3 protein-coding genes are annotated in these 21,407 nt (G+C 71.1%); all 3 read left to right on the top strand.

Annotated features, from left to right (window positions below; genetic code table 11):
* Window positions 1-304 precede the first annotated feature (304 nt).
* The gene (locus tag ABD333_RS35300; protein ID WP_344546912.1) at window positions 305-514 is read left to right on the top strand and encodes an MbtH family protein; all 210 of its coding nucleotides are present in this window, start codon (window positions 305-307) and stop codon (window positions 512-514) included.
* A 139-nt stretch (window positions 515-653) separates the two neighbouring features.
* The gene (locus tag ABD333_RS35295) at window positions 654-16,649 is read left to right on the top strand and encodes an amino acid adenylation domain-containing protein (RefSeq protein WP_344546911.1); all 15,996 of its coding nucleotides are present in this window, start codon (window positions 654-656) and stop codon (window positions 16,647-16,649) included.
* A partial coding sequence (locus ABD333_RS35290) for an amino acid adenylation domain-containing protein (protein WP_344546910.1) occupies window positions 16,646-21,407 on the top strand: 4,762 nt, incomplete at its 3' end. The genes ABD333_RS35295 and ABD333_RS35290, both read left to right, overlap by 4 nt.

The raw sequence follows: 21,407 nt of genomic DNA, 5'->3' as shown, positions 1-21,407 counted from the left end.
GCCCGCCCTGCCGAACAATGGCCCTGGCCGGTCTTTCCAGATCGGGGGCCATGAAACCCACTCGTAGGTTAGTGGTCGGTAGGCGATAGTCGTGCCGGAGTTGTTCAACTGGCGCCCCGCGGCGGTTGGACGCCCGGCGGCCGCGGGTCGCCTGACGGCCGCCGGCCGCCTGTCCAACTGGCGCGGGGACTCAGTTGACCATGGGCGGGACCGGTCCTGATGATTGGCCTGCCTGGCGGTGCCGGGCCGACGCGCCCGGGCCGGTCCATGGCCGCTCGCGTTCACTTCAGGAAAGGACAGCGTGGTGACCAATCCGTTCGAAGATCCCGATGCCATGTACCTGGTCCTCGTCAACGACGAAGGGCAACATTCGCTCTGGCCGGTGTTCGTCGACGTGCCCGACGGCTGGGAGTCGGTGTTCGGGGAGGCCGGCCGCCAGGAATGCCTGGACTACATCGAGAAGTCCTGGACCGACATGCGGCCCAAGAGCCTGATCGAGGCAATGGAGAAGTAGGAACGATTCACCGGCGCCCCCGCCCGGGGACGGGTGTCATTCCTCCCGGGTGGCGGGCTGAGCCTTTTCGACGCCGCATGGACCGGATATTTGGGATAGGGCTGGAATGACTGCTTTAGAAGGCGACTCTCATGACCTGATGGCAGGTCAGCTCGGTATCTGGCAGGCTCAGCAGTTCGCGCCGGACAATCCGGTCTACAACATCGGCGAAAGCCTGGAGATCCGCGGCACGTTCGACGTCGGGCTCTTCGTCACGGCGCTACGGCGTGCCCTGGACGAGGCCGACACGTTCCGGCTGCGCTTCCACATGGTCGACGGGAATCCCAGGCAGTACGTCCTGCCCCCGTACGACTACGAGATCCACGTCATCGACGTGAGCGCCGAGCCGGATCCGCTGGCGGCGGCCGACGCGTGGACGCGCGAGGACGTGCGCACGCCGGCCACGCTCACCCATGGCCAGATCTTCACCGAGGCCGTCTTCAAGCTCGGCCCCGACCACCATCTGTGGTACGAGAGCGCGCACCACGTGGTGATGGACGGGTACGCCACCCTGACCTTCGTCACCCGTGTCGCCGACATCTACGTCCAGCTGCTTGAGGGCCGGACCGACATCGACGGGGCACTGGAGCCGCTGGCGGCGCTCCTGGAGGCCGAACGCGCCTATCGCCACTCGCCCGACATCGAGGCGGACCGGGCGTACTGGCGCGAGACCCTCGCGGGCGTGACCGGGACCGGCGCGGGACGCGGGAACGGCGCGCGCCCCCTGCCGTCCGCCCTGGCCCGGCACAGCCAGACCCTCGGCGCCGAGGCCTCCGCCGGGCTGAAGGCGACCGCGCGCAAGCTCAAGACCCACCTGGCCGGGATGATGATCGCCGCCGCGGCCGTGCACCAGCACCGCACCACGGGCGAGCGGGACGTGGTCATCGGCCTTCCGGTGAACGGCCTGCCGGATCACCGCAAGGTCTTCGCGCCCGGCATGACCGCCAACATCCTGCCGATCCGGCTCAGGATCGGCCGGCGGACCACCCTCGCCGAGCTGGTCCGGCAGACCAGCACGGCGGTCCGGCAGGCGCTCAAGCACAGGCGTTACCGCTACGAGGACGCGCTCAGGGACCTCAAGCTCGTCCACGGCGCGTCCCTGTGCGGCCTGTACGTCAACGTCATGTCCTTCGGCTATCCGGAGATGTTCGGCGGCTGCACGGTCACCGGGCGGAACCTGTCGACCGGCCCCATCGACACCGCGCGCATCGACGTCTACGACAGGCCCGGCGAGGCCGGAATCCAGCTCGACCTCGACGTCAACGTCGACGTCCACGATCCGTCCGACGCGCAGGGCATCACCCGGCGTCTTCTGAGGATCGTGGACTGGTTCGCCACGGCCGGCCCCGATGACCTGGTCGGCGGCGTGGACCTGCTCGACGACGAGGAGCGGCGGCTCGTCCTCGGCGCGTGGGCGGACGGCGGGACGCGGGACGTGCCGCCCTCGACGGTCCCGGAGCTGTTCGAGGCACAGGTGAGGCTGCGTCCGGACGCCCCGGCGGTCACGTTCGAGGGGCGGACGCTGAGCTACGCGGAGCTGAACGCGGCGGCCAACGCGCTCGCGCGGCACCTGGCCGCGCAGGGCGCCGGCCCGGAGAGCCGGGTGGCGCTGCTGGTCCCGCGGTCGATTCAGCTGGTGGTGGCGATCCTCGCCGTGGTGAAGGCGGGCGCGGCCTACGTGCCCATCGACCCCGACTATCCGGACGACCGGATCGCCTTCATGCTGGAGGACGCCGATCCGGTGCTGGTGCTCACGCCCGAGGACGTGGACGTCCCGGGGGACGGCTCCGACCTCGGCGTGCCGGTGTCACCCGGCCATCCGGCGTACGTGATCTACACGTCGGGATCGACGGGGCGTCCCAAGGGCGTGGTCGTGTCGCACGCGGCGATCGTGAACCGGCTGGCGTGGATGCAGGACGAGTACGGCCTGGACGGCTCCGACCGGGTCCTGCAGAAGACGCCGTCCGGGTTCGACGTGTCGGTCTGGGAGTTCTTCTGGCCTCTGATCACCGGTGCCGGGCTCGTGATGGCGAGGCCCGGCGGGCACCAGGACCCGGCCTACCTGGTCGAGACGATCGAGCGCGAGAAGATCACGACGGTGCACTTCGTGCCCTCGATGCTCGGTGCGTTCCTGCCCGAGGTGACGCCGGGCAGGTGCGGGTCGCTGCGCACGGTGATCTGCAGCGGCGAGGCGTTGCAGGCGGGCCTGGTGGCGGAGTTCCACCGGCGGCTGACGGCGGGGCTGCACAACCTGTACGGGCCGACCGAGACGGCCGTGGACGTGACCTTCCGGCCCTGTCCCGCCGGGCAGGACGACGCCGTGGTCCCGATCGGCCGCCCGGTCTGGAACACCCGGGCCTACGTTCTCGACGATTCGCTGCGGCCCGTCCCAGCGGGTGCCACAGGAGACCTGTACATCGCGGGCGTCCAGCTCGCCCGCGGCTACCTGGAGCGGCCGGCGCTGACGTCGGAACGGTTCGTGGCCTGCCCCTACGGGGGACCGGGCGAGCGGATGTACCGGACCGGCGACCTGGCCCGGCGGACTCCCGACGGCGAGCTGGTGTTCCTCGGCCGCGGCGACGACCAGGTGAAGATCAGAGGCTTCCGGATCGAGCCGGGGGAGATCGAGGCGGTGCTGGCCGCCCATGAGGCGGTCGCCGGGGTGTCCGTGATCGTTCGCGACGAACGTCTCGTCGCCTATGTCGTCCCGGCCGGCGCCAACGCCGACGTCAGCCCCGTCGCCTGGACCGCGCGGCTCAGCGCCGAGATCCGGGATCTGGCCGCCAGGCGGCTGCCCGAGTACATGGTGCCTTCGGCGGTCGTGGCCTTGGACGCGCTGCCTCTCACAGTCAACGGCAAGCTCGATCGCAAGGCGCTGCCCGCCCCGGTGTACACCGGAGGGGAGGGCCGGGCGCCCGCGACGGTGCGGGAGGAGATCCTGTGCGCCGCGTTCGCCGAGGTCCTCGGTGTGACGAGGATCGGTGTCGACGACGACTTCTTCGAACTGGGCGGCCACTCTCTGCAGGCCACACGCCTGGTCGGCAGGGTCAGGGCCCTGCTGGGCGCCGAGCTGCGCATCACCGACGTGTTCGAGGCGCCCACCGTCGCCGCCCTCGCCGTCCGGATCGAGGACGGCGGGACCGCCCGCCTCCCGCTGACCACCCGCCCGCGCCCCGGCCGCGTCCCGCTGTCGTTCGCCCAGCGCCGGCTGTGGCTCATCGGGCAGATCGAAGGCTCCAGCCCCACCTACAACGCGCCGATCGTCCTCGGCCTCTCCGGTGCACTGGACCGCGACGCGCTGGAGGGTGCGCTGAGGGACGTGCTCGAACGCCACGAGGCGCTGCGCACGGTCTTCCCGGCCGACGACGGCGAGCCCTACCAGCGGGTCATGGGCATGGACGAGCTGTCCTGGGAGCTGCCGGTCCTCGACGTGGTCGCGACGCCGGAGTCCTACACCCGTCTCCAGCAGCTTGATGATCTGTCCGCACCGTTGCCGCAGCAGGACGACGGACCGCCCGAACTTGCCGCCGCCGTGGTGCAGGCGGCCCGCCACACCTTCGACCTGTCGGCCGAGGCGCCGGTCAGGGCATGGCTGCTCGACGCGGGGCCGGACGAGCATGTGCTCGTCATCGTGGTGCATCACATCGCCGGTGACGGCTGGTCGATGGGTCCGCTGGCGCGGGATGTGTCGTTGGCGTATGCGGCGCGGGTCGAGGGTCGGGTGCCGGGGTGGGCTGCGTTGCCGGTGCAGTATGCCGATTACGCGTTGTGGCAGCGGGAGCTGTTGGGGGATGACGGCGATCCGCAGAGTTTGGTGGCGCGCCAGGTGGATTACTGGCGTGGTGCTTTGGCGGGTGCGCCTGAGGAGCTGGCGTTGCCGTTCGACCGGCCCCGCCCCGTTGTGGCCAGCCATCGCGGTTTCACGACGGGTTTCGCCGTGCCGAGCGAGATTCACGAACGGTTGCAGGACGTGGCGCGGGCCGAGGGTGTCACGGTCTTCATGGTGCTGCAGGCCGCGCTGGCGGTGACGTTGTCGCGGTTGGGTGCGGGTGTGGATGTGCCGATCGGGTCGGCGGTGGCGGGTCGGTTGGATGAGTCGCTGGATGAGTTGGTGGGGTGTTTTGTTAACACGCTGGTGATTCGTAGTGATTTGTCGGGTGATCCGTCGTTCGGTGAGTTGCTGGGTCGGGTGCGTGAGGCGAGTCTGGGTGCGTACGCGCATCAGGACGTGCCGTTCGAGCGATTGGTGGAGGAGCTGGCTCCGGCTCGTTCGCTGGCGCGGCATCCGCTGTTCCAGGTCGTCCTCACCAAACTCAACACCAGCCTGGCACCGACCGGGCAGGGCACCTCCGTCCCGGGGCTCGACCTGCCGGGCGTCGGCGTGGAACTGCTGTCGACGGCGCGCCCGGCGGCCAAGTTCGACCTGGACGTCATGGTCGAGGAGACCTTCGACACCGAGGGCGGGCCGCAGGGCGTCCGGGGGTCGGTGACAGTGGCCGCCGACCTGTTCGACGAGCCGGCGGCCGAACGGATCACGCGGTACTGGACCCGCGTGCTCTCGGCGGTGGCGGCGGACCCGTCCGTGCCGGTCAGCGCGGTGGACCTGCTCGACGAAGCCGAGCGGCACACGATCCTGGCCGGATGGAACGACACCGCGGCCGACGTTCCGCGAGTGCCGGTACCGGAGCTGTTCGCCGCCCAGGTCGCGCGGACCCCCGACAGCGTCGCCGTGCGCGCGGGCGACGCCGCGGTGTCCTACGCGGAACTGGACATGCGGGCGAACCGCCTTGCCCACTGGCTGCGAAGCCAGGGCGTCGGCGCCGAGTCGGCGGTGGGCGTGTGCCTGCCGCGCGGCATCGACATGATCACCGCGATCCTGGGCGTAGGGAAGGCGGGGGCCGCGTATGTGCCGATCGACCCCGCGCAGCCCGCCGAACGGATCACGTTCGTGCTGGGCGACAGCGGAGCGGTCCTCACCCTGACCGCGGAGGAGGTGCTGGAGGACCTGCCCGCGGGACGGCACCGCTGGGTCGCGATCGACGACCGGCTGATGGGAATGCACCTGGAGGCGCAGCCGGACACGGCGCCCCAGGTGACGTTGATGCCCGCCGCACCGGCGTACGTGATCTACACCTCGGGGTCGACGGGCCGTCCGAAGGGCGTCGCCGTCACCCATGGCGGCCTGGCCAACTACGTGGCGTCCGTTCCCGGGCGCGTGGGGTTCGGCGATGCGGCCGGGCGGCGCTATGCGGTGTTGCAGGCGCAGGTCACCGACCTGGGCAACACCGTGGTGTTCGCCAGCCTGGTATCGGGCGGAGAACTGCACGTCCTGGACGAGGACACGGTCACCGACGCGGCCGCGGTGCGGGACTACCTGGCCGAGCACGGCATCGACTACGTGAAGGCCGTCCCCTCGCATCTCGCCGCGCTGGAAGGCGCCGTACCCGGCCGGTCGCTCGTGCTGGGCGGCGAGGCGGCATCGGCCGGGCTGGTCGAAAGACTGCTGGCCGAGCCCGGTGAGCACGAGGTCTACAACCACTACGGCCCGACCGAGACCACGATCGGCGTCACCGCCACGCGGCTGACGGCCGAGACGATCGCTTCGGGGACGGTGCCGATCGGCGCCCCCGTCGCCAACACCCGGACGTACGTCCTGGACGCTCGTCTGCGGCCGGTCCCGCCGGGCGTCGCCGGCGAGCTCTACATCGCCGGTGACCAGCTGGCCCGAGGGTACGTGGGACGTCCCGGGCTGACCGGAGAGCGGTTCGTGGCGTGCCCGTACGGGGCCGCGGGAGAACGGATGTACCGCACCGGGGACCTGGTCCGGTGGACGGCCGACGGCCTGCTGGTGTTCGCGGGCCGGGCCGACGAGCAGGTGAAGGTCCGCGGGTTCCGCGTCGAGCCCGGCGAGATCGAGTCCGTGCTGACCGCGCATCCGCAGGTGGCCCAGGCCGTGGTCGTGGCACGTGAGGACATGGCGGACGACAGGCGCCTGGTCGCCTATGTCGTCCCCGCCTCTGAGGACGCCGCCGCCGACGGGCTCGACGTGACGGCCCGGGAGTTCGCCGGAAGCCGCCTGCCCGACTACATGGTGCCGTCGGCGGTCGTCGTCCTGGAGAGCCTGCCGCTGGCGTCGAACGGCAAGCTCGATCGCCGGGCGCTGCCCGCGCCCGACTACGCCGCGGTCGCCTCGGCGGGCGGGCGTGCACCGGTCACGGCACGGGAGGAGATCCTGTGCCAGGCCTTCGCCGAGGTCCTCGGCCTGGACACCGTCGGGCTCGACGACGACTTCTTCATGCTGGGCGGCCACTCGCTGCTCGCCACGCGGCTGGTGAGCCGGATCCGCGCGGTGCTGGGAGTCGAGGTCGAGATCCGCGCGCTGTTCGAGACGCCCACCGTGGCGGGCCTGTCGGCTCATCTGACCGAGGCGGAAGGCAGCACCCGCCCCGCGCTGGCGCCGATGCGGCGTCCCGAACGGGTGCCGCTGTCGTACGCGCAGCGGCGGTTGTGGTTCCTCGGCCAGCTCGAAGGCCCGAGCGCCACCTACAACAGCCCCGTCGTCCTGCGGCTGACCGGCGCACTGGACCGGCGGGCGCTGGGCGAGGCGCTGCGGGATGTGATCGGGCGGCACGAGACGCTGCGGACGGTGTTCCCGGTCGCCGACGGCGAGCCCTACCAGCGGGTGCTCGATCCGGAGGAGCTGGGGTGGGAGCCGGTGATCGCCGACGTCCTCCCGGAACGGCTGCCGGAGGCCGTCGCCGAGGCCGCCGGACACGCCTTCGACTTCTCGGCCGAAGTGCCCATCAAGGCCTGGCTGTTCGCCGTCGCGCCGGACGATCACGTGCTGGTCCTGCTCGTCCACCACATCACGGGCGACGGCTGGTCGATGGGGCCGCTGGGCCGGGATGTGTCGTTGGCGTATGCGGCGCGGGTTGAGGGTCGGGTGCCGGGGTGGGCTGCGTTGCCGGTGCAGTATGCCGATTACGCGTTGTGGCAGCGGGAGCTGTTGGGGGATGACGGCGATCCGCAAAGCCTGATGGCGCGCCAGGTGGATTACTGGCGTGGTGCTTTAGCGGGTGCGCCTGAGGAGCTGGCGTTGCCGTTCGACCGGCCCCGCCCGGCGGTGGCCGGCCACCGCGGGCACTCGGCCGCCCTCGACATCCCCGCCGACGTCCACGCGCGGCTGCGAGATGTCGCGCGGGCCGAGGGTGTCACGGTCTTCATGGTGCTGCACGCCGGGCTCGCGGTGACGTTGTCGCGGTTGGGTGCGGGTGTGGATGTGCCGATCGGGTCGGCGGTGGCGGGTCGGTTGGATGAGTCGCTGGATGAGTTGGTGGGGTGTTTTGTTAACACGCTGGTGATTCGTAGTGATTTGTCGGGTGATCCGTCGTTCGGTGAGTTGCTGGGTCGGGTGCGTGAGGCGAGTCTGGGTGCGTACGCGCATCAGGACGTGCCGTTCGAGCGATTGGTGGAGGAGCTGGCTCCGGCTCGTTCGCTGGCGCGGCATCCGCTGTTCCAGGTCGTCCTCACCAAACTCAACGCCTCACCGGAGCTGGAAAGCGCTCCGACGACCCTGTCCCTCCCCGGGATCGAGTCCCGGTCGTTGTTCTTCGGCAAGCCCGTCGTAAAGTTCGACCTCGACGTGCTGGTGGGCGAGGTGTTCGACGACGACGGCGCCCCCGCGGGCATCAGCGGCCTGGTGACCGGAGCCCTTGACCTGTTCGAGCCCGCGTCGGTCGAGCGCCTCGCCGACGCGTTCCGCCGGGTCCTGGCTGACCTGGTCGACGATCCGTCGCTTCGCGTGAGCGAAACGGACGCGCTGGGCGACGCCCAGCGCCGCAGGGTCCTGACGGAGTGGAACGACACCGCCGTTGAGGTGCTGCACGCGACGATCGCGGAACGGTTCGAGCGGCAGGCTGCCTCGACACCCGATGCGGTGGCCGTGGTGGCCGGTGATGTGCACGTGTCCTACGCGGACTTGGATGCGCGAGCCAATCGGCTCGCTCACTGGCTGCGGAGCCAAGGGGTCGGTGCGGAGTCGGTGGTGGGCGTGTGCCTGCCGCGCGGCGTCGAGGTGATCACTGCGATTTTGGGTGTGTGGAAGGCGGGGGCAACGTATGTCCCGGTCGATCCGGAGCAGCCCGCTGAGCGGATTGTGTTCGTCCTGGCCGACAGCGCCGCGATCCTCACGCTGACCTCTGAGGAAGTCCTCGAAGATCTGCCGGTCGGACGCCATCGCCTGGTGGCGTTGGATGACCGGTTGACGGCGATGCAGCTTCAGACGCAGCCCGAGACTGCGCCCGAGACGGACCTTGCGCCGGATCAGGTCGCGTATGTGATCTACACGTCGGGTTCGACGGGGCGTCCGAAGGGTGTCGCTGTCACGCACCGGGGCTTGGCCAATTATGTGGCCACGGTTCCGGAGCGGGTGGGGTTCGGCGCGTCGGGTGGTCGGTATGCGGTGTTGCAGGCGCAGGTCACCGACCTGGGCAACACGGTGGTGTTCGCCAGCCTGGTAGCGGGCGGTGAACTGCATGTCCTGGGCGAGGACATGGTCACCGACGCGGTCGCGGTGCGGTCGTATCTGGCCGAGCACGCCATCGATTATGTGAAGGCCGTGCCCTCGCACGTAGCCGCCCTGGGTGGTGTGGTGGCGGGCCGTTCGCTGGTGCTGGGCGGCGAGGCGGCATCGGCAGAGCTGGTCACCGAGCTGTTGTCGGCTGGCGGGCAGGAGGTGTTCAACCACTACGGGCCGACGGAGGCGACGATTGGTGTGGCCACGACGCGGTTGACGCCGGAGCTGGTGGCTTCAGGGTCGGTGCCGATCGGTGCCCCGGTCGCCAATACCCGGCTGTATGTGCTGGACGATCGGTTGCAGCCGGTCGCCATCGGGGTGGCCGGTGAGCTGTACGTCGCCGGAGCTCAGTTGGCGCGCGGCTATGTCGGCCGGGCGGGGTTGACGGCTGAACGGTTCGTGGCCTGCCCGTACGGCTCTTCGGGCGAGCGGATGTATCGCACCGGGGATCTGGTTCGGTGGACCGCTGACGGCCGGCTGGCGTTCCTTGGCCGGGCTGACGACCAGGTGAAGATTCGCGGGTTCCGCGTCGAACCCGGCGAGGTCGAAGCCGCGCTCGTCACTCACCCGCAGGTCGCCCAGGCCGCTGTCGTTGCCCGCGAGGACATCCCCGGCGACAAACGCCTAGTCGCCTATGTCGTCCCTGTCGCGGGCACTGATTCGGCAGGGCTGGCCACCGCACTCGGTGATTTCGCCGCCGTCCGGCTTCCCGGTCACATGGTGCCCTCGGCGATCGTCGTTCTGGAGAGTCTGCCGTTGGCGTCCAACGGCAAGCTCGACCGCAAGGCGCTGCCCGCCCCCGACTACGCTGCGGCGGGCGGCGGAGCGGGGCGGGCACCGGTGAGCCTGCGAGAAGAGATTCTCTGCCAGGTGTTCGCCGAGGTGCTGGGACTGGACAGAGTCAGCGTCGACGATGACTTCTTCCTCCTGGGCGGGCATTCGCTGCTGGCGACACGGCTGGTCAGCCGGGTACGCGCCGTGCTCGGTGCGGAAGTCGAGATCAGGGCACTGTTCGAGGCGCCGACGGTCGCCGGTCTGGCCGCGCGCATGACCGACGCAGGCGTTGCGCGGCCCGCCCTGGCGCCCTTACGGCGCCCAGACCGGGTGCCACTGTCGTACGCACAGCGGCGGCTGTGGTTCATCGGCCAGCTCGAAGGGCCGAGCACCACCTACAACAGCCCTATTGCGCTCAGGCTCACCGGCGACTTGGACCGGCGGGCGCTCGAAGGGGCGCTGCGGGACGTGGTCGCCCGCCACGAGGTTCTGCGGACGGTGTTCCCCGTCGCCGGCGGCGAGCCCTACCAGCAGGTCCTCGGGGTGGACGAGATCGGGCTCGAACTCCCCGTGGCGCAGGTGACTCCCGAGCAACTGCCGGAATCGATGGCGGCGGCGAGCGGGCACGCCTTCGACTACTCCGTTGAAGCGCCGATCAAGGCATGGTTGTTCAGGGTGCGTCCGGACGAGCACGTTCTCGTCCTGGTGCTGAACCACATCGCCGGTGACGGGTGGTCGATGGGCCCGCTGGCACGGGACGTATCCGTGGCGTACGCGGCGCGCATCGACGGACGCGAGCCGGAGTGGACGCCGCTCCCGGTGCAGTATGCGGACTACGCGTTGTGGCAGCGGGAGCTGCTGGGCGATGGCGACGACCCCGCCAGCATGGTGTCGCGCCAGATCGCGTACTGGCGCGAGGCGCTCGCCGGGTCGCCCGATGAACTGGCCCTGCCGTTCGACAGGCCGAGGCCGCAGGTCGCCTCGCGCAAGGGGCACCAGATCCCGCTCGAACTGCCTCCCGAGTCGCACGCCCGCCTCCGGGAGCTGGCCCGCTCCGAAGGCGTGACGACGTTCATGGTCATGCAGGCGGCCACGGCCGTACTGCTGAACCGGCTGGGCGCGGGCGACGACATCCCGATCGGCTCGGCGATCGCGGGCCGTCTGGACGAGGCACTGAGCGACCTGGTCGGCTGCTTCGTCAACACGCTGGTCATCCGGAACGATTTGGCCGGAGACCCGACGTTCGCCGAACTGCTCGCCCGGGTGCGCGAGACGAGCCTCGGCGCCTTCGCGCACCAGGACGTGCCGTTCGAGCGCCTCGTCGAGGAGCTGGCTCCGGCCCGTTCGCTGGCGCGGCAGCCGCTCTTCCAGGTCGTCCTGACAATGCACGACACCGCCGACGCCGTACCGCGCCTCCCCGGCCTGACGTACGAGCGAATGCCGACCGAGCGTCCGGCCGCCAAGTTCGACCTTGACGTGATGGTGGAGGAGACCTTCGCGGTCGACGGGGCGCCGCTGGGCGTGCGCGGCTCGGTCACGGTGGCGGCCGATCTGTTCGAGGAGTCCACGGCCGAGCGGCTGGCGAGCGGTCTCGTCCGGGTCCTGACAGCGGTCCTGGACGACCCGTCGCTGCGGCCGAGCACGGTGAGCCTGCTCGATCCGGATGAACGCCGGAAGGTGCTGGTCGACTGGAACGACACCGCGATCGAGGTGGCGGCCGGAACCGTGCCGGAGATGTTCGCGGTGCAGTCGGAGCGGACGCCGGATGCGGTGGCTGTGGTGGCCGGTGATGTTCGGGCCTCATACACGGAGCTGGATGCGCGGGCCAATCGGCTCGCTCACTGGTTGCGGGGTCAGGGTGTGGGTTCTGAGTCGGTGGTGGGTGTGTGCCTGCCGCGTGGCGTGGAGATGGTCACCGCGATTTTGGGTGTGTGGAAGGCGGGGGCTGCGTATGTGCCGGTTGATCCGGAGCAGCCTGCTGAGCGGATCGTGTTCGTCCTGGCTGACAGTGCTGCTGTCCTCACGCTGACTTGTGAGGAAGTTCTTGAAGATCTGCCGGTTGGGCGTCATCGCTTGGTGGCGTTGGACGATCGGTTGACGGCGATGCAGCTTCAGATGCAGCCCGAGACCGCGCCTGAGACAGGTCTCGCGCCGGATCAGGTCGCGTATGTGATCTACACGTCGGGTTCGACGGGTCGTCCGAAGGGTGTCGCTGTCACGCACCGGGGTCTGGCCAATTATGTGGCCACGGTTCCGGAGCGGGTGGGGTTCGGTGCGTCGGGTGGTCGGTATGCGGTGTTGCAGGCGCAGGTCACCGACCTGGGCAACACGGTCGTGTTCGCCAGCCTGGCAGCGGGCGGCGAGCTACACATCCTGGAGGAGAACACGGTCACCGATGCCGTCGCGGTGCGGTCGTATCTGGCCGAGCACGCCATCGATTATGTGAAGGCTGTGCCGTCGCATGTAGCGGCGCTGGGCGGCGTCGTGGCAGGACGTTCGCTGGTGCTGGGCGGCGAGGCCGCGTCAGCCGAGCTGGTGAACGGGCTGCTGGCTGAGGCCGGTGGGCAGCGGGTGTTCAACCACTACGGGCCGACCGAGACGACGATCGGGGTGCTCACGGCGCCGTTGACTTTCGAGACGATCGATTCCGGTGTGGTGCCGATGGGCGCGCCGGTGGCCAACACATGCGTGTACGTGCTGGACGATGGTTTGCGTCCCGTGCCGGTGGGCGTGGCCGGTGAGCTGTACGTCGCCGGCGCTCAGGTGGCGCGCGGGTATGTGGGACGGCCAGGGCTCACGGCGGAACGGTTCGTCGCCTGCCCGTACGGGACTTCAGGCGAGCGGATGTATCGCACCGGGGACCTGGCGCGGTGGACGGCCGAAGGTCAGCTGGTGTTCGCGGGGCGCGCCGACGAGCAGGTGAAGATCCGGGGGTTCCGCGTCGAGCCGGGCGAGGTCGAGGCGCTGCTGACCGCGCATCCGCAGATCGCACAGCTGGCCGTCATGGCGCGCGAGGACGGCCCGGGGGACAGGCGCCTGGTCGCCTATGTCGTTCCGGCCTCCGAAGACGCTGATGACGGGCTGGACGTGGCGGTCCGGGAGTTCGCCGCCGCCCGGCTGCCCGACTACCTGGTGCCCTCGGCCGTCGTCGTCTTGGCCGCGTTACCCCTGGCGTCCAACGGCAAGCTGGATCGCCGGGCACTGCCCGAACCCGACTACGCCGCGTCGGCCAAGGTCGGTGGGCGCGCTCCCGTCGGCGTGCAGGAAGAGATCCTGTGCCGGGCCTTCGCCGAGGTCCTCGGTTTGGACGGCGTCGGGGTCGATGACGACTTCTTCATGCTCGGCGGCCACTCGCTGCTGGCGGTGAGGCTGGTGGAGCTGCTGCGCCGCCGTGGTGTGGGCGTGTCGGTACGGGCGCTGTTCCAGACTCCGACACCTGCGGGCCTGGCGGCGACGGCGGGACCGGCCGAGGTCGTCGTGCCACCCAACCGCATCCCGGCCGACGCGGTAGAGATCACCCCGGAGATGCTGACTCTGGTCGACCTCTCTCGGGAGGAGATCGAGCGCCTGGTGGCGGCCGTTGACGGTGGCGCCGCCAACATCGCGGACGTCTACCCGCTCGCTCCGCTCCAGGAAGGTATCTTCTTCCACCACCTGATGGCCGCCGAAGGCAGCCGGGACGCCTACGTCCTGCCGGTCGCGCTCGGATTCGACTCGCGCGAGCGCCTCGACGCGTTCCTCAAGGCCCTGCAGCAGGTGGTCGACCGCCACGACATCTACCGCACGGCGATCGTGTGGGAGGGGCTGCGCGAGCCGGTCCAGGTCGTGACCCGGCGGGCGACGCTGCCCGTCCGGGAGGTCGCCCTCGACCCCGGCGGCTCCGACGCCGTGGAGCAGCTGATCGCGGCGGGCGGCGCGCGGATGGAGCTGTCGGGTGCTCCGCTCCTCGACGTGCACGTGGCCTCCGAGCCGGGCACCGGCCGATGGCTGGGCCTCGTCCGCATCCACCAGATGGTCCGCGACCACACCACCCAGGAATCGCTGCTCAAGGAACTGGAGGCGATCCTCGCGGGCCGGGAGGCGACGCTGCCCGAGCCGCTGCCGTTCCGGACCTTCGTGGGCCAGGCGCGGCTCGGGGTGCCGCGTGAGGAGCACGAACGCCACTTCGCCGGTCTGCTCGGCGATGTGGAGGAGACCACGGCCCCCTACGGATTGCTGAACGTCCATGGAGACGGCGGCGACGTCGAGCGCGCCCAGGTGCCCGTCGACGACGAGATCGGCGCCCGCGTACGGGAGACCGCCCGTGCGCTGGGTGTCAGCGCGGCGACCATCTTTCATCTGGCGTGGGCCCGCGTTCTGGCCTCGGTGAGCGGCCGTGACGACGTCGTGTTCGGGACGGTGTTGTTCGGGCGCATGAACGCCGGGGCGGGCGCCGACCGGGTCCAGGGACCGTTCATCAACACGCTGCCGGTCCGGGTCCTCGTCGCCGGAGCCGGTGTCGGCGCGGCGCTCGACGGCCTCCGGAGCCAGCTCGCGGAACTGCTCGTCCACGAGCACGCGCCGCTCGCGCTCGCGCAGCGGGCGGCGCGGGTCCCGGGCGGGGCTCCGCTGTTCACCTCCCTGTTCAACTACCGCCACAACCACGTGGCGGACCGGGCCGGTGGCGCGGCGCCCGAGGGCGTGAGCCTGCTGCTCACCCGGGAGCGCACCAACTACCCGCTGGTCGTGGCCGTGGACGACACCGGGACGGGATTCCGGTTGACCGTCGACGCGGTGCCGGCCGTGGACCCGGAGGCGGTGTGCGGGCTGTTCCACACCTGCGTCGGCAACCTGGTGACGGCGCTGGAGAAGGAACCGGCGGCCCGGCTGTCGGCCGTGGAGATCCTCGGCAAGGCCGAGCACGATCGCCTCGTCCGGGAGTGGAATGACACCGGCGTCCCGGTCGTGCGCGCCTCGGCGGCCGAGCTGGTCGCGGCCCAGGCGGCGCGCACCCCGGACGCGGTCGCGGTCGAACACGGCGATGTCCGGCTCACCTACGCCGAGCTGGACGCCGTGACGGACCGGCTGGCGCACTGGCTGCGCGGCCACGGCATCGGAGCCGAGTCGATCGTCGGAGTGCGCCTGCCGCGCGGCATCGAGTCGATCACCGTGCTGCTGGGAGTGTGGAAGGCGGGCGCGGCGTACCTGCCGCTCGACCCCGGCCAGCCGGCCGGTCGACTGGAGTTCATGCTCGCCGACAGCGGCGCGCAGGCAGTGATCACACGGGACGGAACGGCCGGCGCTCCGCCCGGCGTCCTCGTCCTGGACCCGGACGATGTGTGGCTCGCGGACATGCTCCCGGCCATGCCGGAGGCGCCGGTGGCGCTCGGGCAGACCGCGTACGTGATCTACACGTCGGGGTCGACGGGGCGTCCGAAGGGCGTGGCGGTGCCGCACGCGGGGCTGGCGAGCCTCGTGGCGGCCCAGGCCGAACGCTTCGCGGTGGACGGGTCCGCCCGGGTGCTGCAGTTCGCCTCGGCGGGCTTCGACGCGGCGATCTCCGAGATCCTGGTGACGCTGTCATGCGGTGCCCGGCTGGTGCTGGCCGACCCGGCGCGGTTGCTGCCGGGTGCCGGGCTGGCCGAGGTCGTGGCACGGCACCGGGTCACGCACGCGACGTTGCCGCCCGCGGTCCTGGCGACGCTGGAGCCGCGTGATCTGGCATCGGTGGTGTCGCTGACGTCGGCGGGCGAGGCGTTGAGCTCCGGCCTGGTCGCGCGGTGGGCGCCCGGCCGGCGGCTGGTCAACGCCTACGGGCCGACGGAGACCACGGTGTGCGCCACGATGTCGGCCCCGCTCCGGCCCGGCGACGGCGCGGGCATCGGCGGGCCGATCGCCAACACGCGGGTCTTCGTGCTGGACGGCGGATTGGCGCCGGTGCCGGTGGGTGTGGTCGGCGAGCTGTACGTGGCCGGGGACGGCCTGGCCCGTGGCTATGTCGGCCGGCCCGGGCTGACCGCCGAACGGTTCGTGGCCTGCCCGTTCGGCGGCCCGGGAAGCCGGATGTACCGGACCGGCGACCTGGTGCGCCGCACGGCCGACGGCCAGCTGGACTACGCCGGACGGGCCGACGAGCAGGTGAAGATCCGTGGCTTCCGGATCGAGCCGGACGAGGTCCGGGCGGTCCTGGCCGGTCATCCCGGAGTCGCCCAGGTCGCGGTGATCGCCCGCGAGGACGTTCCCGGTGAGACGCGCCTGGCCGCCTACGTCGTTCCGCACGGACAGGACGGACACGACGGGCAGGACGACGGCGACCTGCGGGAAGGGCTGCGACGATTCGCGGTCGAGCGCCTTCCGCACTACATGGTGCCCGCGGCCATCGTCGTCCTGGACACGTTCCCGCTGAACCCGAACGGCAAGCTCGACCGCCCCGGGCTGCCCGGCCCGGACGGCGCCGGGCTCGCCGGCAAGGGCCGGCCTCCCGAGACAGAGCAGGAGAAGGTGCTCTGCGGTGCCTTCGCGCAGCTGCTCGGGTTGCCCTCGGTCAACGTCGACGATGACTTCTTCGTCCTGGGCGGGCATTCGCTGATGGCCACCCGGCTGGTGAGCCGGGTGCGGTCGGCGCTGGGCGTCGAGCTGCCGATGCGGCGCCTGTTCGCCACCCCCACGCCCGCCGCCCTGGCCTCCTGGCTCGCCGACCACGGCGGGCCGGCGGAAAGAGCCAGACCCGTACTGCGCCCGATGCGCCGACAGGAGGAGTCCCGATGACCCCGCTCTCGTTCGCTCAGCGACGGTTGTGGTTCCTGGCGCAGATGGAGGGGCCGAGCGCGGCCTACAACCTGTCGATGGCGCTGCGGCTGACCGGCGACCTGGACCGCCGTGCGCTCGACGAGGCGCTCCGCGACGTGCTCGGACGCCACGAGGTACTGCGGACGACGTTCCCGGCGGTCGACGGCGAGCCGTACCAGCGGATCCTCGAACCGGCCGAGTCCGGCTTCGAGCTGCCGGTGGTGGAGGTGTCCCAGGCCGAGCTGGCCGAGGCGTTGCCTGCGGCGACAAGGCTGCCGTTCGACCTCGGCGCGGAGATCCCGCTGCGTGCGCGGCTCTTCGCGGTCGGGCCGCGCGAGCACGTGATCCTTCTGGTGGTCCATCACATCGCCGGTGACGGCTGGTCGTTGAAGCCGCTGGCCCGGGACGTGGCGGCGGCGTACGCGGCGCGGTGCGAAGGCCGTGCGCCCGACTGGACGCCGCTTCCGGTGCAGTACGCCGACTACGCCCTGTGGCAGCGGGAGCTACTGGGCGAGGCGGACGACCCGGAAAGCGTGCTGGCACGTCAGGTGGCGTACTGGCGCGAGGCGCTGGCGGAGGTGCCGGAGGAACTGGCGTTGCCATTCGACCGGCCCCGCCCGGCGGTCGCCTCCGATCGCGGGCACGCCGTTCCCCTGGAGCTCTCGGCCGAGGCGCACGCCCGGCTGACCGAGGTGGCCAGGGAACACCGGGTCACGGTGTTCATGGTGCTGCAGGCGGCGCTCGGCCTGACGCTGTCGCGCGCGGGCGCGGGCACCGACGTCCCGATCGGCACCGTGGTCGCCGGACGCCTGGACGAGGCGCTGGACGACCTGGTCGGCTTCTTCGTCAACACCCTGGTCATGCGCGTCGACCTGGCCGGGGACCCGACGTTCGCGCAGCTTCTCGACCGGGTGCGGGAGACGGGACTCGGCGCCTTCGAGAACCAGGAGGTGCCGTTCGAGCGGCTGGTGGAGGAGCTGGCCCCGGCGCGTTCGCTGGCGCGGCATCCGTTGTTCCAGGTGATGCTGACCGTCCGCAACGACGGCCCGGACGAGCTCAGGCTGCCCGGCCTGCGAACCGAAGGACTCTCGACGCGGGCGTTGTCGGACGCGACGTCGATGAGGTTCGACCTGGACGTCTCGATGACGGAGACGTTCGATCACGGCGGGGCCCCGGCCGGGCTGAAGGGACGGCTCGTCGTCGCCGCCGACGTCTTCGACGAGCGCACGGCCCGCCGGTTGGCGGAATGGCTGACCCGGGTGGTCGAAGCCGTGGTGGCGGCACCGGACACTCCCGTCGGCGCGGTCGGGATCCTTGACGCGGGCGAGCGCGAACGTGTCCTGTTCGGCTGGAACGACACCGCGGCGGACGTGCCGGGCGTGTCGGTGGTGGAGCTGTTCGAGGCCCAGGCCGCCCGTACCCCGGACGCGGTCGCGGTGATCGCAGGCGACGTCGAGCTGTCGTACGCGGAGCTGGACGCGCGGGCGGAACGGCTCGCCCGGTCGCTGGCCGCCCGGGGCGCCGGTCCGGAGTCGGTGATCGCGGTCGCCCTGGAACGGGGCGCCGAGCTGATGGTCGCCGTGCTGGGCGTGCTGAAGGCCGGCGCCGCCTACCTGGTGCTCGACCTTAACCAGCCGGGCGAGCGACTGGCGTTCGTCCTGGCGGACGCGAGGCCCGCCATGGTGATCACGGACCCGGCCGGAGCGGACGCCGTGCGGGGATTCCCGGGGCCGGTCATGGCCGTCGACGCTCCCGGCTCCGAGGAGGAGCCCGAACGGACTGCGGCCGTGCGGGCCGACCATCCGGCTTATGTGGTGTACACGTCGGGGTCGACGGGGCGTCCGAAGGGTGTGGTGGTTACGCAGGCCGGTTTCGCTAATACGGCGATGGCGGGTCGTGGGCGGTTTGGGGTGGGTGTGGGTTCGCGGGTGGCGCAGTTCGCGTCGGCGGGTTTCGACAATTTCTGTTTGGAGTGGTCGGTTGCGTTGTCGTCGGGTGCGGCGCTGGTGGTCGTTCCCGATGCGGCCAGGCTGGGTGATGAGCTGGCCGGGTTCGTGGTCGGGCAGCAGATCTCGCATGTGTCGTTGCCCCCGGCGGTGCTGGCCGGTGTGCGCGAGGAGCTCATCCCCGCTGGTGTGGTGATTGAGGTGGGCGGTGAGGCGTGTTCGCCGGAGTTGGTGGCGCGGTGGTCGCGGGGGCGGGTGTTGTTCAATACCTATGGCCCGACCGAGACGACGGTGGACGCCACGTTCTGGAAAGCCCGGCCCGACGCAGCCGACGTGCCGATCGGCACGCCCATCCCCAACGCCCGCGTCTATGTGCTGGACGATGGCCTGCGGCCGGTTCCGGTGGGTGTGATCGGAGAGCTCTACGTCGCGGGCCCCGGAGTGGCGCGCGGCTACACAGGACGGCCCGAGCTGACCGCCGAACGCTTCGTGGCGTGCCCATTCGGCAGCGCGGGCGAACGGATGTATCGCACGGGCGACCGGGTGCGGTGGACGGCGGACGGGCTGCTGGTGTTCGCGGGCCGTTCGGACGAGCAAGTGCAGGTCCGTGGCTTCCGCGTCGAACCGGCCGAGATCGAGGCGGTCCTGGCCGACGATCCGGACGTGGCGCGGGTCGCGGTCGTCTCCCGGACGGACCTGCCCGGTGACGACCGGCTCGTCGCCTACGTCGTCCCCGCCCGCCCAGATCACGACGGTCGCGGCCTGCCCGAACGGTTGCGCGCGCTGGCGGCCGGGCGGCTGCCGCACTACATGGTGCCTTCGGCGATCGTGCCGCTGGAGTCGCTGCCGCTCACCGTGAGCGGGAAGCTCGACCGCAAGGCGTTGCCCGCCCCCGACCACGCCGGACGCGAGGGCCGCGCGCCCGCCACGGCGCGGGAGGAGATCCTTTGCCAGGTGTTCGCCGAGGTGCTCGGCCTCGACGCCGTCGGTGCCGAGGACGACTTCTTCGCGCTCGGCGGGCATTCGCTGCTGGCGACCCGGCTGGTCAGCCGGGTGCGCACGGTCTTCGGGGTCGAGGTGCCGCTCCGGGCGCTGTTCGAGGCGCCGACGGTGGAGGCGTTGGCGGCTCGGCTGGACGGGGCGGGCTCGGCGCGTTCGGCGCTGGTGCCGGTGGAACGTCCGGCTCGTGTGCCGTTGTCGTTCGCGCAGCGGCGGTTGTGGTTCCTGGCCCAGCTGGAAGGCCCGAGCACGACCTACAACAGCCCGGTGGTGCTGCGGCTGACGGGTGAACTGGATCGCGGGGCGCTCCAGGCCGCCCTGCGGGACGTGCTGGAGCGGCACGAGGTGCTGCGGACGGTGTTCCCGGCGGCCGGCGGCGAGCCCTACCAGCGGGTCCTTGAGGTGGACGAGACAGGATTCGAGCTGATCCTCGCCGATGTGGCCCCGGAGGGGTTGCGGGCCGCCGTGGCCGATGCCGTACGGGGGACCTTCGACCTGGCGGCCGAGATTCCGTTGAGGGCGTGGCTCTTCGCGGCGGGACCGAACGAGCACGCCCTCGTCGTCCTGGTCCATCACATCGCCAGCGATGGGTGGTCATTGGCGCCGCTGGGCCGTGACGTGTCGGCTGCCTACGCCGCGCGTTGTGAAGGTGAGATGCCGGAGTGGTCGCCGTTGCCGGTGCAGTACGCCGACTACGCGATCTGGCAGCGGAAGCTGCTCGGGGACGAGGACGAGCCGGACAGCGTGCTGGCACGCCAGGTGGCGTACTGGCGCAACGCATTGGCGGGCGTCACGGCGGAACTGGGTCTTCCCTTAGACCACCCGCGTCCGGCGGTGGCCTCGTACCGCGGCCACCGGCTGCCGTTGGAGGTGCCGGCCGCGGTGCATGCCCGGCTGTGCGAGGTGGCGCGTGCCGAGGGCGTGACGGTGTTCATGGTGCTGCAGGCGGCGCTCGCGGTGACCCTGTCGCGGCTCGGCGCCGGTCGCGACGTGCCGATCGGTTCGACGGTGGCGGGGCGGCTGGACGAGGCGCTCGACGACCTGGTCGGCTTCTTCGTGAACACGCTGGTGATCCGGACCGATCTGGCCGGGGACCCGACGTTCGCCGAGCTGCTGGCCCGGGTCCGCGAGACGAGCCTCGGCGCGTTCGCGCATCAGGACGTGCCGTTCGAGCGGCTGGTGGAGGAACTGGATCCGGCCCGTTCGCTGGGGCGGCATCCGCTGTTCCAGGTGCTGCTGACCCTGCTGAACACGGGCTCGGCGGAACTGACCCTGCCGGGCGTCCAGGCCTCCGGCCTTCCGGTGGGCGAACCCACGGCCAAGTTCGATTTGGAGATGATCGTCAGCGAGGTCTTCGACGTCGAAGGCGCGCCGGCGGGGGTGCGCGGCACGGTGACCGCTGCCGCCGATCTCTTCGACCAGCCGACGGTCGAACGCTTCGCGGGCGCCTGGATGCGGATGCTGTCGCAGCTGGTCGGGAATCCCGAGGCACGGGTGAGCACAGTGGAGACACTGGACCCGGCCGAACGCCACCGGATGCTGACCGAGTGGAACGACACGTCGGTGGAGGTCGCGTCGTTGACGTTGCCGGAGTTGTTCGAGGCGCAGGTGGCGCTGACTCCGGATGCGGTGGCGGTGGTCGGTGACGGTCGTCAGGTCACGTACCGGGAGTTGGACGCGCGTGCGAATCGGCTTGCTCGGCATCTGCTTGCCCGTGGGGCGGGTCCGGAGGCCGTGGTGGCGGTCGCGATGGAGCGTGGCGTCGACCTGATCGCCGCGCTGCTGGGGGTGT

The organism is Actinomadura fulvescens (genome assembly GCF_039533225.1).
In the GTDB taxonomy this organism is placed as follows: domain Bacteria; phylum Actinomycetota; class Actinomycetes; order Streptosporangiales; family Streptosporangiaceae; genus Spirillospora; species Spirillospora fulvescens.
Note: the sequence above shows the minus strand (reverse complement) of the source record. Positions and strands in the feature narration are given on the sequence as shown.